Origin of the sequence: Imperialibacter sp. (assembly GCF_040222815.1) — a bacterium.
GTDB lineage: Bacteria > Bacteroidota > Bacteroidia > Cytophagales > Cyclobacteriaceae > Imperialibacter.
In genome coordinates this window covers 335560-351979 of record NZ_JAVKCH010000040.1, presented here as the reverse complement: position 1 = coordinate 351979, position 16420 = coordinate 335560, and the positions used below count along the sequence as shown (strand labels likewise).

Annotated in this window: 12 protein-coding genes; 10 read left to right on the top strand and 2 right to left on the bottom strand. The window is 47.7% G+C overall.

Annotated features, from left to right (window positions below):
* Positions 1-93 precede the first annotated feature (93 nt).
* Together RIF36_RS21195 and RIF36_RS21190 are read left to right on the top strand one after the other, a co-directional pair.
* Positions 94-1671 carry an acyl-CoA carboxylase subunit beta gene (locus RIF36_RS21195; protein ID WP_350122627.1) on the top strand — a complete coding sequence of 526 codons (1578 nt, stop codon included), beginning with the start codon at positions 94-96 and terminating at the stop codon, positions 1669-1671.
* 56 nt (positions 1672-1727) lie between these two features.
* Positions 1728-2798, top strand: a complete 1071-nt coding sequence (locus RIF36_RS21190; RefSeq protein ID WP_350122626.1) for a M42 family metallopeptidase — start codon at positions 1728-1730, stop codon at positions 2796-2798.
* A 275-nt stretch (positions 2799-3073) separates the two neighbouring features.
* Here the strand turns inward: RIF36_RS21190 and RIF36_RS21185 are convergent, their stop codons facing one another.
* The gene (locus tag RIF36_RS21185; protein ID WP_350122624.1) at positions 3074-3922 is read right to left on the bottom strand and encodes a 3-keto-disaccharide hydrolase; all 849 of its coding nucleotides are present in this window, start codon (positions 3920-3922) and stop codon (positions 3074-3076) included.
* A gap of 151 nt (positions 3923-4073) precedes the next feature.
* Between RIF36_RS21185 and RIF36_RS21180 the strand changes: the two genes are divergently transcribed.
* The 8 genes from RIF36_RS21180 to RIF36_RS21145 all read left to right on the top strand — a co-directional run bounded on the left by RIF36_RS21180 (position 4074) and on the right by RIF36_RS21145 (position 13893).
* Positions 4074-4739, top strand: a complete 666-nt coding sequence (locus RIF36_RS21180; RefSeq protein ID WP_350122622.1) for a hypothetical protein — start codon at positions 4074-4076, stop codon at positions 4737-4739.
* A 128-nt stretch (positions 4740-4867) separates the two neighbouring features.
* The gene (locus RIF36_RS21175) at positions 4868-5359 is read left to right on the top strand and encodes a hypothetical protein (RefSeq protein ID WP_350122620.1); all 492 of its coding nucleotides are present in this window, start codon (positions 4868-4870) and stop codon (positions 5357-5359) included.
* A gap of 130 nt (positions 5360-5489) precedes the next feature.
* Complete coding sequence (locus tag RIF36_RS21170) at positions 5490-6788, top strand: M24 family metallopeptidase (RefSeq protein WP_350122618.1); 1299 nt, start codon at positions 5490-5492, stop codon at positions 6786-6788.
* Between the two features lie 554 nt (positions 6789-7342).
* On the top strand, positions 7343-9013 hold the full coding sequence (locus tag RIF36_RS21165; RefSeq protein ID WP_350077498.1) for an alpha/beta fold hydrolase: 1671 nt from the start codon (positions 7343-7345) through the stop codon (positions 9011-9013).
* Between the two features lie 265 nt (positions 9014-9278).
* On the top strand, positions 9279-10070 hold the full coding sequence (locus RIF36_RS21160; RefSeq protein WP_350122616.1) for a hypothetical protein: 792 nt from the start codon (positions 9279-9281) through the stop codon (positions 10068-10070).
* A 7-nt stretch (positions 10071-10077) separates the two neighbouring features.
* Positions 10078-10722: a YceI family protein gene (locus RIF36_RS21155; protein ID WP_350122614.1), complete on the top strand. Its 645-nt coding sequence runs from the start codon at positions 10078-10080 to the stop codon at positions 10720-10722.
* Positions 10719-11588 (top strand): DUF5777 family beta-barrel protein, encoded by an 870-nt coding sequence (locus RIF36_RS21150; RefSeq protein ID WP_350122612.1) that lies wholly within the window; start codon positions 10719-10721, stop codon positions 11586-11588. The genes RIF36_RS21155 and RIF36_RS21150 overlap by 4 nt, the downstream gene beginning before the upstream one ends.
* Positions 11589-12663: 1075 nt before the next feature.
* Complete coding sequence (locus RIF36_RS21145) at positions 12664-13893, top strand: PAS domain-containing sensor histidine kinase (protein WP_350122610.1); 1230 nt, start codon at positions 12664-12666, stop codon at positions 13891-13893.
* A gap of 129 nt (positions 13894-14022) precedes the next feature.
* Here RIF36_RS21145 and katG read toward each other — a convergent pair whose 3' ends face one another.
* The gene (gene katG, locus RIF36_RS21140) at positions 14023-16233 is read right to left on the bottom strand and encodes a catalase/peroxidase HPI (protein ID WP_350122608.1); all 2211 of its coding nucleotides are present in this window, start codon (positions 16231-16233) and stop codon (positions 14023-14025) included.
* Between the last annotated feature and the right edge of the window lie 187 nt (positions 16234-16420).

Here is a 16420-nt window from a genome sequence, read left to right as displayed (position 1 = left end):
TACCGTCAAAATTTAACCGGTGGGTCATATACCGTTCGTTTGAGTTCGTTTTTAGCGTATTCCACAATATCTTTGGCAATTAACCCCTACATAATGGAACAGCGACCTCCCAAATTTCATTTAGCTACCACCGACGAAAAATTTAGCAGACTTCAGGAGTTGAACGAGCAGGCATTGCTGGGCGGGGGTGAAGGCAGGATAGCCAGGCAGCATGAAAAGGGAAAGCTGACTGCCAGGGAAAGAGTTGAGCTCCTGATGGATGAAGGAACCTTCGAGGAAATTGGCAAGCTGGTGGTGCACCGATCTTCGGATTTTGGGCTGGATAAAGAGAAATACCTCGGTGACGGGGTTGTCACCGGGTATGGCAATGTGAACGGCAGGCTGGTGTATGTATTCAGTCAGGACTTCACAGTGTTTGGTGGGTCGCTGTCCGAAACATTTGCAGAGAAGATCGTAAAGATCATGGATTTGGCCATGAAGAATGGTGCACCCGTGATCGGGCTCAACGACTCAGGCGGTGCCAGGATACAGGAAGGCGTGGTGTCGCTCGCAGGTTATGCAGATATTTTCTACCGAAACACCAGGGCTTCTGGCGTGGTACCACAGATTTCGGCCATCATGGGGCCCTGTGCCGGCGGTGCAGTGTATTCACCAGCTATCACCGACTTCATTTTGATGGTGGAGGACACTTCCTACATGTTCGTGACAGGACCTAACGTGGTGAAAACGGTGACCCAGGAAGACGTGACCTCGGAAGAGCTTGGTGGCGCAAGCACTCACTCAACCAAAAGTGGTGTGACGCATTTCTCCTGTGCCAATGAAGTGGAGTGCATCAACAATATCAAGCAGCTGCTGTCGTACATGCCACAAAACTGCGAGGATGAGGCTCCGGCAGTTAACTACCAGTCGTCCGATGAGAAGCGGCCCGCACTGGACAAGATACTGCCTGATAACCCCAACCAGCCTTATGATATGCGGGAGGTGGTGGCTGAAATAGCTGACGAGGACAGTTTTATGGAGGTGCATAAGAATTATGCTGAAAACATTATCGTTGGGTTTGCCAGGGTCGGTGGCCGCAGCATTGGTATTGTAGGCAACCAGCCGGCGTCGCTGGCGGGCGTGCTCGACATCAACTCCTCTACCAAGGCTGCCAGGTTTGTGCGGTTTTGCGACTGCTTCAATATCCCACTGCTGGTGCTGGTGGACGTTCCGGGCTTTTTGCCAGGCACCGACCAGGAGTGGCATGGCATCATCAACCATGGAGCCAAGCTGCTGTATGCGTTTTCGGAGGCCACCGTGCCAAGAGTTACGGTTATCACCAGAAAGGCTTATGGTGGTGCCTACGACGTGATGAACAGCAAGCATATTGGTGCCGACATGAACTTTGCCTGGCCGACAGCGGAAATAGCTGTGATGGGGGCGAAAGGTGCCGCTGAGATCATTTTCAAGGGTGAAATCGCCAAAGCATCTGACCCCGCTGCCAAGCTCGACGAGAAAGTGGCGGAATACACCAACCGATTTGCGAATCCGTACGAAGCTGCTGCCAGGGGGTATATTGATGAAGTGATCATGCCGCACGAAACAAGAATCAAAGTGATGAAGGCCTTTGAGATGCTGAAGAACAAAGTAGACACACTTCCAAGAAAGAAACACGGCAATATTCCGCTTTAGTATGCAGGAATACTTGCTGGATATAAATAACAAAAACAAGAGATAAGCAATTGACAATGGACAAGAAGAGCAGAGATTTTCTATTCAAATATTTAAATAATGCATCACCGACTGGTTTTGAGTCGTCGGGCCAGCATATATGGCTGGAGTACATGAAGCCTTATATCGATACCTACATTTCCGACACCTACGGAACAGTGGTGGGTGTGATCAATCCCGATGCGCCTTACAAGGTGGTGATTGAGGCACATGCTGACGAGATCGCCTGGTTTGTGAACTATATTACCGATGATGGCTATATCTATGTGAGAAGAAACGGTGGATCCGATCACCAGATTGCACCTTCCAAAAGGGTCAACATCCATACCGATAAAGGGGTTGTAAAAGGAGTGTTTGGCTGGCCGGCCATACACGTAAGAGACTCAGCCAAGGAAGAGAGCCCTACGCTGAAGAACATCTTTGTGGACATTGGAGCTACCTCAAAAGACGAAGTGGAAAAGGCGGGCGTGCATGTAGGCAGTGTGATGACGTTCGAAGATGAGCTGATCGAGCTGGGCGAGCATTACCTGTGCGGAAGAGCGCTCGACAACAGAGTGGGTGGTTTTATGATTGCTGAAACCGCCAGAAGAATTGCGGTGTCGAAGGTGAAGCTGCCGTTTGGCTTGTATGTGGTGAACGCCGTGCAAGAAGAAATTGGCCTGAGAGGGGCTGAAATGATTTCCAGGCGCATCAAGCCGGATGTAGCCATCATTACCGACGTGTGCCACGATACCCATGCGCCTATGTACGACAAAAAACAGCAGGGTGACCTGAAAGCGGGTAAGGGACCGGTGTTGACTTATGGGCCGGCAGTGCAGAACAACCTCCTGAAGATGGTGATTGATGTGGCCGATAAAAACAAAATAGCCTTCCAGCGGGCCTCAGCCAGCAGGGCGACGGGTACCGACACCGATGCTTTTGCTTATTCGGCGGAAGGTGTGGCCTCGGCACTTATTTCTTTGCCGTTGAAATACATGCACACCACGGTAGAAACCGCCCACAAAGACGACGTGGAAAACGTGATCAAGCTCATGCACGATTTTCTTGTGCAGCTTCCTGCTGGGCACGATTTCAGGTATATCAAGTAATAATTAAAGAGGTTACTATATGCATGAGCGCAGATAGTAACCTCTTTAATTTCTTCTTTCTGCGGAAGCGTAGAAAGTAACCTCTTTAATCTCCCTCGTTTGAAACGAGGGTGAGCGAGACATGCACTTGTAGTGCATAAAATCAGGAAGAAAAGAAGACCGTTGTTTGATGCGTTAGAAACGCAAATCCCGCCCGTCCTCGTTGCAAACGAGGACGATTGGGGTGCTAACAATTAAAGAGGTTACTATGTGCATAAGCGCAGAGAGTAACCTCTTTAATTTACCCCCTCTGGCACCTCGCTAATCGGCTTGATCATAATGTCCTTGTAAAATAGCTCAGCGCCTTCCGACTGAAGCTGGATCTTTCCCTTCTTCAGAGGCTGCTCGCCAGCGTCAGTGAGCTGGCGGGAGTGGTACAGCGCCATCACCACCTGGCCATTCACGATGTGGATGGCTGTGTCGCCAAAGCAAATCAACTCCAGTGTATTCCACTCACCTGTTGGCTTTTCAGCATCGGGATGTTTGGTGGCGTGCCTGCCAATATCACTTTTCTCGCTAAAGACTCGCATTGTGGCGGCAGCATCATAAATGTAGTTTTCGCCCTCCTGACGGGTAGGCACGTCCATCACGCCGCCAGCCACACCCCAGTAGTCGCCAGTGTCACCTTCCTGCACCTGAAACTCCTGTGAGCGCATCCAGAAGCCGCCGTCAGCTCCATGTGCACCTACGGCGTGGTACAGCAAGCCGCTGTCCCGCTTGGCGTTAGCCTTCGGTCGGTGCTTGGCCTCTCCCCATTTGAATTGCAGCTTCAGGTGATAGTTGCTGAATTCGCTGGTGGTTGAAACCCCTCCCCACTGCTCGCCCGATATACGAATGACGTTTTGCTGGTCAACTTTTGCTACGCTGAAGATGCCCTTAGGATCTTTGTTCAGGCCCACAGGCTCCCCCGCAGGTCGAAAAGTGGAATCATTGACTTGCGTCCATTCCTGGCCCAGGTAGGTGTCCCAGCCAGTCAGGTCTTCGCCATTGAACAGGATCTGCCAGTCTTGTTTTTCAGAAGAGCTTTGGCAGCTGAATAGGATAATGAAAACAACCAGCGAAAGTGTAGGTACGAGTTTGATCATGGTAAAATGGCGTTGTGAGCTGTTGAACTTACCTACAATATCGGTTTTTTCTTTGAGTTGGTAAGAATATGCCCTTTCCTGCCAGATTTTCGTATATTAAAGAAAAGCGATGGCTTTTCTCTCTCTACTTTAGCAGACAAGACAAATAACTTTGAGCGCACTTGAGGAGCTTATTGACAAAATTAACTGGACTTCTTTTTGGGAAGAGCAGATTAATGCAATTCCATATTTCATTATAGGAATAGTTATTAGCGTTTGGGTGATCCCATATTTTACTATTAGAGGTATTGAAAAGAAGAACCTCAGGTTTATCAATAGCAAAACCTCGTTTATTGTCTTTGAGCTATGTGAATTCCTGTCAAGAATTCCTGAGGGGATAAGACAGGATGGTGAAGGTGTTGCAATATTCTTGAAAGGAAAAAGGGAATTTGTTGCCTTGCTTCGGCCTAACTTGCTTGATGCGCTTACATTGGCCAAATTTGAACGTGCTGTTCTTGATCTGTCGGAGGTTGAGAGTGCAAAACAGCATGAATTAGTAACACATGAGCACCGAAGGCTCATGAAATTGAGAGATACCCTTGAAAGGTTGACAGGTTTTCATTCCCTCCATATTCAAAATCAAGTAAGTAATGAGGTTTCGGACATATGTTATGAAATTAGAAAGTTCGAAGATATGTACTCAATGAATCTCACTTATGAGGAACTTCTCAACGAAAAAGTTGGCAAATTCGGAATTCTCCAACTACGGAATGTCTATGTTAAATCGGCTAATTTAGTATCACATCTTATTGATAGGAACAGTTTTGAGGTCGAGTAAAAGAGTTCTAAACGTTCTTCAGAAGTTACTAGGGGACAGAGGTGAGATCATGGCTTAGTTCGGATTTAAATACAAACTTTGTTTTTTTTACCTTGTTTCTGTAGAGAATAGAATACTTTAATTGGAAGATGAATGTAAACCATCACACGACAACGGCAATTCCTGTCGATGATAAATATGCAGCCATTTTGGGAAAGGCTGTTTATATTTTTGCCTACTACGAATGGACAATAATTTATATAATCGCTTTTTATGAAAGCGGGTTTGTTGCGCAATACAGTAGACCAAGTAAGAGTCCTTTAACATCTGGTGCGGTTAACCAGAAATTGAAAGAAATCATAAATGGATTTGACTTTCCAGAGTCTAACGTCACGAAAGCTGAAATTGAACTATGTCAGCAGGAATTTGAAAGCTTGATAGCAAAGAGAAATGCATTAATTCACGCTCATCCTGCTACAGACATAGATGGCAGCCAGATTCTCGTATATCAAACAAAGCCTTCAAAGCCTTTTTCAGACATGGTTTGGAAAGAATCAGAAATAAATGAAATAATCAAAGAAATCGACAACGCAGGGGTTAAAGCTAGTGCCATTTTGAACCAAATAAGACGAAGAAGCTAAGCCACTGGCCAAAATTTTAGCCGGTAGCTTTCCGAAGCGAGCGATCCTAATCCCCCACACATCACTTCCTTCTAGCACACAAACCGAGAAATTGCTAATTAGCACCGTACTCGTAAACAGCCATTCAACCATGAGAATACTGCTCGCCTTTTTTATGCTGCTTCTCAGCACCAGCTCTTTCAGCCAGGAAGCCATGCGCCGCTGGCGCAAAATGAACCAGGTAAGAAACGATAAGTTTGACCTGGTACTGCCCGAGGCTATGAGAGAAAATAATATCGATATGTGGATCATCATGAACCGGGAGGGAAATTTCGATCCGTTGTATCCCGATATGGGTGAAGGCTATGTGGGTAGCGTGGGCTACTACATTTTCACCGATCGTGGGGGCGAGCGTATCGAGCGATCCGTACTGGGCATCGACGGCTATCTGCTGGAAGAAGGTGGTGCTTACGATTACTTCGGGTCGGCCAGCGAGCTCAAGGCTTTTGTGGAGGCAAGAGATCCTAAAAAGATTGGCCTCAATATGTCAAAAAACATCGGTGGTGCCGATGGCCTCAGTCATTCAGGCTACCTGGAGCTGGCGGAAGTGCTGGGCAAGAAGTACGAGCAGCGGTTTGTGTCGGCAGAGAAGCTGGCGTCCGACTTCCGGTCGAGGCGGGTGGCCAGCGAAATAGCGATTTATGGCGAGGCTGGCGAACTGTCGTATACCCTTGCGGAAAGGGCCTTGTCCAATGAGGTAATCACCCCAGGCGTAACTACATTGGAAGATGTGGCCTGGTGGATGAAGGAGCAGCTTTTCAAAAACAACCTGGAGTCATCGTTTGGCATGCCGTCGGTATATGTGACCGGCCCTGATGGCATAGCCGCAACTTCTACCGACCGTATCATCCAGAGAGGTGATGTGCTTTTTATAGATTGGGGGGTAGGGCTTATGAACATGTACACCGACATGAAGCGGATGGCCTATGTGCTAAAAGAAGGCGAGACTGCCGTGCCTCCAGGCATCCAAAACGCCTTCGAACAGGCCGTGAAAGTGCGGGACGTAGTAAAGAAAACGATCAAACCAGGAGTGACGGCACAAAAAGCAGAAGATGCCGTTTATGATGCACTAACTGCGGCTGGCTTCAATAAGATGGCCGGGTTCAACAAGCCAACGGAGCTTGATAAAACAGACGTGATTATCGGTTGCCACTCTGTGGGCAACTGGGGGCACGGCATCGGGCCGTCCATTGCTTTTTTCAATCCGGTGCAGTTGGGGTACGAGATCAAGCCCTCCAACCTGCTTTCTATTGAGTTTTTCGCTTACACCAAAGTGCCCGAGTGGGGTGGTAAGAAGTTGCGGGTGGCGCTGGAAGATGATGCCATCATTACTGCCAGAGGCGTCGAATGGCTGTACCCGATCAATCCCAGGGTGCTGCTGATTAAGTGATAGACGAGGTATGCTGCCAACGAAGACAATTGAGGAAGGTGCAAAGACGACAGTTGTGTTTTCCGCTTCGCAGCTTATTCACATTCACCCTGAGTATGCCACTTTGGATCTGATCAACTCCTTCTGAAAGGCCGGCCTTACTTATTCTTTAAGTTGTTGGCGCCGGAAATTTTCCAATACGTCGGCTTTTTACCACACCGTTGTCGGAAAAGTGAATGGATTAGCCGGATTTTTTGTAGTTGCCTCATCTGCCTGCCCACTACCTTTGTACCCACAAAAACGCAACAAGCTATTTAAAGAAAGAGCCCATCCTGTGGGTAGATCGAATTATTTTTTCAACTATTTTTCTGTATTTTTTCACCATCAGACTCCAGGGCAGGTTAGTATTTAACCTGCCCTTTTTTCGTTGATAACTGACCAATATGTAATTATCGGTGATGTTTGGACACTTCTGACTAATTCATTAGAGGCCTAAATGGGAAATGCGAGGCTCTGTCCTTGGCCTAATTTCTACTATAATTGTAATCTTAACTGTTACAAAGTTTCAAATAGCTATGAAGCCAGCCACTCAGTATACAAAAAGCGGCCGTATCAATATTGCTTACCAGGTTTTTGGCTCAGGTTCCATCGACCTGGTTTATATTCCGGGATGGGTGTCCAACATTGACTGGATGTGGGCCTGCCCTGAGCTGGTCGACTTTCTACAGGAACTGGGCAAGATCGCCAGGGTCATCCTGTTTGATAAACGAGGTACCGGCTTGTCGGATCGTGTGGTGGAGCTTTCCACGCTGGAAGAGCGGATGGACGACATCCGTGCCGTAATGGACGCCGTTGGGTCGCAAAAAGCCGTTTTGTTTGGACATTCAGAGGGCGGCTCCGTGTCGGCACTCTTTGCTGCTACCTACCCCAACCGCACCATTTCCCTTATCACCTTTGGCGTATTTGCCAAGCGCCGCTATGCGCCCGACTACCCCTGGGCACCCACCGACGAGGAGCGCCAGGTGGTGTATGACATGATCGAAAACAATTGGGGCGGTGGAGACATGGGGCTGGAGTCACTCGCTCCCTCCAAAGCCAATGATCAGGTTTTCATGGATTGGCTGGCCAGCTACTTTCGTTCGGGGGCCAGCCCCAGTGCCGCAATGGTGCTTACCAAAATGAATACTGAGGTAGATATTATTGACATTCTGGGCACCATCAAAGTGCCCACGCTACTCATGCAGCGCACCCACGATATTGATGTGAAAATTGAAGAAGGGCGGTTCATTGCTGAACGTATTCAGGGAGCCAGGTTCGTTGAGTTTGGCGGAAGGGATCATCTTTTTTGGGTAGGTAATACAAAGGAGGTGCTGGAAACGATGAAGACCTTTATCTTAGGAGTGAAGCCGATCCGAAACTACCAGGAGCAGCTTTTCACCATAGTTGCCGCCCGCATTGTTTCTTTAGAAAATATCGACACCAATCCCGAGGAGCTGATTCGCCAATTTGTGGAACAATATCGGGGTAAGGTGATTCAATACAATCGCCAGACATTTATCGCCATTTTTGAAGGGCCAAGCAAGGCCGTTCATTGTAGTATCGATCTCGTAGATGCCATTCGGACCATGCCGGCCCGGCTGGCCATCGGTATTCACATCAGAGAAGGGGCGGTAGATGAGGCTCACTTCATCAGTGGCGAAACCGAGGGCTTTGTCGATGCCATGCTTCAGCTAGCGAAACCCAGCCAGATCCTTGTCACACAAACTGTGAAAAGCCTCCTATCGGGAGCGGGGGTGAGTTTTACGCAGTACAAAGCGGTGTACGAAACACTTTCCGGCGAGTCGTTTCTGCTGTTCAGTGTAACCGATCCGCTCAGTGCTGATGAAAAAGCGGGACAAATTTCGCCGAAGAAGGTGTTGCAAAATGACTCCTTCCTGGAAAACGTGCTTCAGAGTATCGATACTCATTTGGCCAACGAGCACTTTGGTGTGGAAATGCTCTGTAGGGAAATTGGCATCAGCGAGCGCCAACTCCAGCGCAAGCTGAAGGCGGTGACCAATAAGTCGCCCAATCAGCTAATTACTTCTGTGCGGTTGCACCGTGCGAAGGAGCTGCTCATGGGTAGTGAGTTTGGGATTGCAGAAGCGGCTTTTAAAACAGGCTTTGCCAATCCGTCCTATTTTTCTAAATGTTTCAAAAAAGAGTTTGGATCAAGCCCTTCGGATCTTTTACTACTAAGCCGCTGATTATCAGCATCGGAACTGTCATGTTTTGTCGGTTTTGTTATACCCCATGTCGGAAATGTTAACACAATTGGCGGTATTGTGCTAGCCACACCCTATTGGTTATATCTAATTTTGTCATCAAATAATACTAGAAGCATTACTCCTAGGTGCTGCCAGCGGGTTTTTGGTTTACGTTGGAGATGAAGGTAAATGGCCAAAGCAACTTTTGGTTATCCTTCTTTTTTAAAAACTCGACAGAGGATGCTAGCAAAAACATTTTTTACTGATGACAACAAAGTTAACTCTTGGCACTGTTAGCGTGCTATTTTTTCTCACCACCGTGTCCTGTACCTGGGATCAGGCGGAACCACAGGTAGACTGCTCCGTGTCGCCAGTGGAAATAGACGTGTTGGAAAGCGTTGCAACTGAATGTGGTGCCGCCATTGGAAGCTTCAGAGTGAGTGCGACTGGCGGTGAGCCTCCTTATGTATATACCTCAGAAGCTGGCACAAATGCGGATGGTGTATTTAGTAGTCTGGAGGCGGGAAACTATGTGGTGGTAGTGACTGATGCAAAAGGCTGCGCAAGTGAGGTAGCTATTGCGATTCAAAACCAGGAGGGAGTGAACCTACAGGAGATTGTGGTGGAGGAGTCGGGATGTGGGTCAACAGAGGGAAAAATTGAGGTGGTGGCCTCCGGGGGCGTGGAGCCCTACCTCTACAGTATCAACGAAGGCCAGCCTCAGACGGGGAGGACTTTTTCTGGCCTGACCAGGGGTACTTATACCGTGAAAATAACAGACCAGCTGGGTTGTGAGATCATAGAGAGTGTGGAGGTGTTGGCGGGCGCCAGCTACGAGAACTCTGTCAAAAACATTATTGAAAGCAGCTGTGCGGTTTCGGGTTGCCACAACGGCAGCATCTCGCCTGATCTCAGGTCTTTCGCCACTATTCAAGCCAGGGCCGGCTCCATCAAAGCAAGAACAGCGAGTGGATCAATGCCCAGAGGGTCGACACTTACTCAGGCGCAAAAAGATGCCATTGCCTGCTGGGTGGATGATGGCGCACTACAAAATTGATTAATAAATGACAGCAGTATCAATAACCAACAAGCGGCATGCGAGAAAATCGTGTAGCTCCCATTTTTTAACAGTTGAAAGTAAAGACAGAAGAAATATGAAACGTGAAGTATTAACAATCATTCTTGGCTTGATCACAGCAGGCCTGGCGATGGCGCAGGGCCCTATGGTGGACCGCAGCGGAACCGCCACCTTCTTTTCTGAAGCACCGCTGGAAAACATTGAAGCCACTAACAAGGAGGTGCTGGGTGCAATAGACCTTGAAAAAGGAACATTGGCAGTGTCGATGCTTATGAAGGGGTTCCACTTTGACAAGAGCCTGATGGAGGAGCACTTCAACGAAAACTATGTTGAGTCGGACAAATTTCCGAGAGCGACATTCAAGGGTGTTATCAGCAACTTCGCAGCACTCGACTTTTCGAAAAGCGGGAGCTTTGAAGCAGAAGCCGATGGGGAAATAGAAATCCACGGAGTGAAGAAGCCACTCAAAACGATGGTCAAATTTGACGTTTCTTCTAAAGACATGAAAGTCAACACAGAATTCGATCTGGCGGTGGCTGATTTCGATATCGAGATACCCACCATTGTGTTCAAGAACATTGCGGAGGTAGTCGAAGTAAAGGCATTTTTTAATTTCTCACGTCCAAAATGATGGTAAAGCAGATCACTTCAACCCTCATCTCGCTGGCATTGGCTATGCCGCTGCTGGCCCAGGATGATCTTCTTGCTGGCCTGGAAGCAGAACAGGCCGATCAGAAAACCCTGGTGGATGCCACCTTCAAAGGCACCAGACTCATCAACGGTCATTCCATTGAAACCAGAAAACAAGGTGTGATGGATTTTATCATAGCGCACCGGTTTGGTACTATCGACGGTGGAGCCTATGAGCTTTTTGGGCTGGACAACGCCCTGGTACGCATCGGGCTGGAGTATGCCCTCACTGACAGGCTCTATGTGGGAGTCGGCAGGAGCTCTTTTGAAAAGACCTATGATGGGTTTGTCAAATACCGCCTGCTTCGTCAGTCGACAGGCAAAGGGAGTGTTCCGCTGTCTGCCACGTGGCTGAGCTCTATGGCATTGAAGACCCTGAAGGATCCGACGTACGATCTACAGTTTACCGACAAGCTTGCTTTTACGCATCAGCTTTTGCTGGCCAGAAAGTTTAACAATGGCCTTTCGCTCCAACTGATGCCTACCTGGGTGCACCGGAATCTGATTGGCGAAACGGATCTGAACAATGACATCTTAGCACTGGGTGTTGGCGGACGCATCAAGCTTTCGCAGCGGGTGGCGCTTTGTGCCGAATATTATTATCAGTTTCAACACCTCAATGAAAACACACAGAATGCGCTGGCCATAGGGGTCGATATTGAAACGGGCGGACACGTGTTCCAGCTTCAGTTCACCAATGCCACCTCTATGGTGCCGAAGGGCTTCGTATCAGAAACGACCAACAATTTTTTCAAAGGCGAAATTCACTTCGGTTTTAATGTCTCAAGAACTTTTCAACTGAACTAAATTATTGCCCAAAGCTGGTACGTTAACCTGAATTTGAAAAAAGAATGCCAGTAACGCTATGCCCAAAAATTTATACAGGAGCAGGACGCTGTATGCCTTTCCAACGACTCAAAAGACGTTAATACTTTCACTGCCAGCGATTTTTCGGATCAAGCGACATTTCTGGGGATTGATTTTCTTGACAAGGGTATTTTGTCTTTACATAAAGAAGCAAAACTGGTTCAATGCGTCCCGCTTGGACCTTTTGCTTCTTTATGATCTCCAATTGCTGAATAGGATAACTCTATTTTTGAGTTTTACTCCCCAGATTTATTGCTTGATCCGATTTTTCTAACAATACCATTTGGCCCGTGTATGCCAAAGAACTTAAAGCTGTTGTTTCTGCTGCCAGCAAAAGCGATTTTGGTTCAATCGACGTTTTTGGTGAAAGCCAGCTTACTTACAAGGGATGGGCATTGCACTACTTCGGTCAAGATACCCAGCGAGGAGAAACCAATGCTATTAAGTTAAGAGGTTCCTTGTACCAATTCTATTTTTACCCCTGACCCTGAAGGGCGAGTGAATTGTCATTAGCAGAGCCCTTTAGGGATTAAGGGTAAAATGCTCTTAACTTAATAGCATTGGAGGAGAAACCAAAGGAGTGAGCGTGCCGTCACCGGGTGTTTGGCCAGTTGTAAACACTGAGACGGCAGGGGCAGAGTAATTCCGTTGACAGGTATCTGAGAAAGACTTTTTGTTGGGTGAGGCAGTGCGCAAGAAGTGCTCATTTGAATCACTCATGACCGTGCTATAAACAAAAAAGGGTAGTCTGTTTCAGGCCACCTTTTTTACTTTGATAGCCATGTTTAGCCTTTCGACCGCCTGGTAGCGCCAAATCGAAGCAGTTAGTGTGCACTACCTTGTCCCATAGTGCTCATAAAGACCGTAATGACCAACGTGCATTGAGTACGAAATAGGTCATGAAGCTTGGAATCTCCGCCACAAGAGTTAATTTGCTATGAGGCTAACAAGAGCAGTTCAGCTGTGTGAAGGATGAAAAATTGCATTTGTGTTGCCACCTGCTGCCACCCAAAAAATGACCGACAAACCAACCCGCTTGGAACTGGAAAACCAGGTTGCTGAACTTAAAAGGCAAAATGAAATTTTGCGATTGCAGCTTTCGCCTCAAAACCAGCAGAAAAAAAGACAAAAAGAATCTTTAGTAGAGCGAAATAGTGTGGCTGATGCTTACATCCGTACTATCCTTGACAACATGGGTGACTCCGTATTTGTAAAGGATGATCAAAGTAGGTTGGTGCTGGTTAATGACGCCTTTTGTGAAATGTTTGGACTTCCTCGTGAAGAAATTATGGGTAACACCCTTGCCGAACATGTTCCTCCTGATGAGCGGGAGAGTTTTTTGAAAATTGACAGACAGGTTCTTGCTGATGGAAAGGAAAACATAAATGAAGAAACACTTACACTGAGGGGAGCCGAGACGATGATCATTTCCACCAGAAAGTCACGCTATGTTGATGCCAGCGGAAAAAGATTTCTTGTTGGTGTAGTTCGGGACATCACTGCTAGTAAAAAAGCCGAGCAAGCACTAAAGAAAAGTGAAATGCAATTAAGAGAACTGAATGCTACCAAAGACAAACTTTTTTCTATAATGGGCCATGATTTAAGAGCCCCGTTAAATAATATTTTAGGGCTTTCAGAACTGTTGATCGAATCGGTAAAAAAATCTAAAACAGCAAAATCTGAGGAGTATTTGGCGCTCGTAGTCGCCTCGGTTAAAAACACACTGACCTTACTGGATAACTTACTGAATTGGGCAAAATCGCAAACTGGAGAGATCAGTTATAAACCAGAAAGAATAGACTTGCCGTCTGTTATTCGTGAGGTATTTGAGCTGTCAAGTCCGATAGCGAAAGCGAAAAACATATCTCTGCGTCAGACAGCATCAGAGGAAATTGAAGTCTATACCGATGAAAGGATGTTGAAAACCATATTGAGAAACCTTATTTCTAATGCTATCAAGTTTACCAAATCCGGAGGCAGCATCATCGTATCGGTTGTCTTGGAGAAAAACAAGGTTCAATTTTCTGTGGCTGACAATGGACTTGGGATAAATGCGGAAGTTAGTAAGAAGTTGTTCGAGATGTCTGCAAACACATCTTCGTTGGGCACTGCAAACGAAAAAGGTTCTGGCTTAGGGTTAGCCCTTTGTAAGGAATTTGTAAAAAAGCTCGGCGGCGATATTTGGCTTGAAAGCCGGGAGGGAGATGGAAGTGATTTCAAATTTACATTGCCAATGAATAGATAGCCCCTAATTGCGTGCTGATGTCCTTATAAGACCTGTGAGGGAAGAATTCAGTGTGCGAAAAATAGGTGGGCCAGTAAAAAAGGTGGCCTGTTTCCAGACCACCTTTTACTTCAAACGGTTATACTATAATTAGGCCAGATCAAAGCGATCAAGGTTCATCACCTTGTCCCAGGCTTTCACAAAGTCCTTGATGAACTTCTGCTGAGAGTCGCCGCAGCCATATACTTCAGCCAGGGCACGAAGCTCAGAGTTGGAGCCAAAGATCAAGTCGGCACGAGTGGCTGTATATTTTACTTTGCCAGTCTTAGCGTCATGTCCTTCGAATAGGTCCCCATCCGCCGAAACAGCTTTCCATGTAGTGCTCATGTCGAGCAGGTTCACAAAGAAGTCGTTGCTCAATGAACCGACACGATTGGTAAACACTCCATGCTTGGACCCGTCGAAGTTGGTGCCAAGCACACGCATGCCACCTATCAGCACAGTCATTTCTGGCGCAGTCAGCGTTAGCAACTGGGCCTTGTCGATCAGCAGCTCTTCGGCAGATATGCTGAATTTTTTCTTCACGTAGTTGCGGAAGCCATCAGCCTGTGGCTCAAGGGCGGCGAACGATTCGACATCAGTTTGCTCAGCTGAGGCATCGGCACGTCCTGGCGTGAAGGGAACAGTGACAGCCTGCCCAGCATTCTTCGCTGCTTGTTCAACACCCGCACAACCCGCCAATACAATGAGGTCAGCCAATGATACCGGCTTACCAAAACCCTTTTGGATTTCTTCCAGCTTACCCAATACTTTACCCAGTTGAGCCGGATTGTTTACTTTCCAGTTCTTCTGCGGTGCCAGGCGAATGCGTGCACCATTCGCACCACCACGCTTATCGGAGCCACGGAAGGTAGAAGCAGAGGCCCAGGCAGTGGATACTAGCTCTGATGCCGATAGTCCTGAAGCAAGTACTTTGGCTTTCAGCGCAGCAATGTCTTTATCGTCTAGTTTGTGTGTCGCAGCCGGGATCGGGTCCTGCCAGATCAGCTCTTCTTTTGGCACTTCAGGGCCTAGGTAACGGGCACGAGGGCCCATGTCACGGTGAGTAAGTTTGAACCATGCTTTGGCAAAAGCATCTGCGAATTCATCAGGGTTCTCAAGGAAGTTCCTTGAAATCTTTTCGTAGGCAGGATCTACCCTTAGTGCCAGGTCGGTGGTAAGCATGGATGGTGACCTGCGCTTCGATGGATCGAAAGGATCGGGTACTGTACCTGCACCTGCGTCACCCTTTGGCTTCCACTGGTTCGCACCTGCCGGGCTCTTGGTCAATTCCCATTCGTAGCCAAACAAGTTCTCGAAGAAGTTATTGCTCCACTTGGTTGGCGTGGTTGTCCAGATCACTTCCAAACCACTGGTAATTGCGTCACCGGCTATACCTGAGCCGTAGCTGCTTCTCCAGCCAAGACCTTGCTCTTCGATACCAGCAGCTTCAGGCTCAGGGCCAACGTTTGCTGCATCGCCTGCGCCATGGGTTTTACCAAACGTGTGGCCACCCGCAATCAGGGCCACAGTTTCGTAGTCATTCATTGCCATTCGACCGAACGTCTCACGGATATCTTTGGCAGCTGCAAGAGGATCAGGCTTGCCGTTTGGCCCTTCAGGGTTTACGTAAATCAGGCCCATCTGCACTGCAGCCAGTGGGTTTTCAAGGTCCCTCTCGCCTGAGTAGCGCTTGTCACCTAGCCATGTGTCTTCAGCACCCCAGTATACGTCCAACTCTGGTTCCCAAACGTCGGCACGACCACCGGCAAAGCCAAAGGTTTTGAAGCCCATTGATTCCAGTGCCACGTTGCCGGTTAAAACCATCAGGTCAGCCCATGAGATTTTGCGTCCATACTTTTGCTTGATTGGCCAAAGAAGTCTGCGGGCCTTGTCGAGGCTGGTATTGTCGGGCCAGCTATTAAGAGGAGCAAATCTTTGCTGCCCTCCTCCCGCACCACCACGCCCATCGGCAATACGGTATGTGCCGGCACTGTGCCACGCCATACGAATGAACAAACCACCGTAATGACCAAAGTCGGCTGGCCACCAGTCTTGTGAGTCGGTCATCAGGGCAGTGAGGTCCTTCTTTAAAGCCTTTAGGTCGAGGCTCTTGAACTCCTCAGCGTAGTTGAAGCTTTCTCCCATCGGATCAGACAGGGAAGAATGCTGGCGAAGAATGTTAACTTTCAGTTGATTAGGCCACCAGTCACGGTTGGACGTGCCACCACCTGCGGTTTGATTGAGTTCGCCATTCAGAAACGGGCACATTTCCGCTCCGTTTACATCGTAGGCGCCTCCTGCGTGTGTTTTATTTTCCATAGTTATAGATTTATTTTGTTCGATATTCAAATCTACAATATTCTGATCGATAGTATAAATCTATATTTTCTATATGGTTATAGTCAAAATCTATAACTTTAATACCATGCCGATAGACCGTCAAATGCTAAAAATATGGACTAATAAGGCATCATGGTAACTCCGTAGCGTGAGATTCTTCTGATTA

What these genes read in the sequence shown, in the direction of transcription:
- RIF36_RS21195 (WP_350122627.1), top strand. Translation starts at nt 94, where the DNA reads ATGGAACAGCGACCTCCCAAATTTCATTTAGCTACCACCGACGAAAAA.
- RIF36_RS21190 (WP_350122626.1), top strand. Translation starts at nt 1,728, where the DNA reads ATGGACAAGAAGAGCAGAGATTTTCTATTCAAATATTTAAATAATGCA.
- RIF36_RS21185 (WP_350122624.1), bottom strand. Translation starts at nt 3,922, where the DNA reads ATGATCAAACTCGTACCTACACTTTCGCTGGTTGTTTTCATTATCCTA.
- RIF36_RS21175 (WP_350122620.1), top strand. Translation starts at nt 4,868, where the DNA reads ATGAATGTAAACCATCACACGACAACGGCAATTCCTGTCGATGATAAA.
- RIF36_RS21170 (WP_350122618.1), top strand. Translation starts at nt 5,490, where the DNA reads ATGAGAATACTGCTCGCCTTTTTTATGCTGCTTCTCAGCACCAGCTCT.
- RIF36_RS21165 (WP_350077498.1), top strand. Translation starts at nt 7,343, where the DNA reads ATGAAGCCAGCCACTCAGTATACAAAAAGCGGCCGTATCAATATTGCT.
- RIF36_RS21160 (WP_350122616.1), top strand. Translation starts at nt 9,279, where the DNA reads ATGACAACAAAGTTAACTCTTGGCACTGTTAGCGTGCTATTTTTTCTC.
- RIF36_RS21155 (WP_350122614.1), top strand. Translation starts at nt 10,078, where the DNA reads ATGACAGCAGTATCAATAACCAACAAGCGGCATGCGAGAAAATCGTGT.
- RIF36_RS21150 (WP_350122612.1), top strand. Translation starts at nt 10,719, where the DNA reads ATGATGGTAAAGCAGATCACTTCAACCCTCATCTCGCTGGCATTGGCT.
- RIF36_RS21145 (WP_350122610.1), top strand. Translation starts at nt 12,664, where the DNA reads ATGACCGACAAACCAACCCGCTTGGAACTGGAAAACCAGGTTGCTGAA.
- katG (WP_350122608.1), bottom strand. Translation starts at nt 16,233, where the DNA reads ATGGAAAATAAAACACACGCAGGAGGCGCCTACGATGTAAACGGAGCG.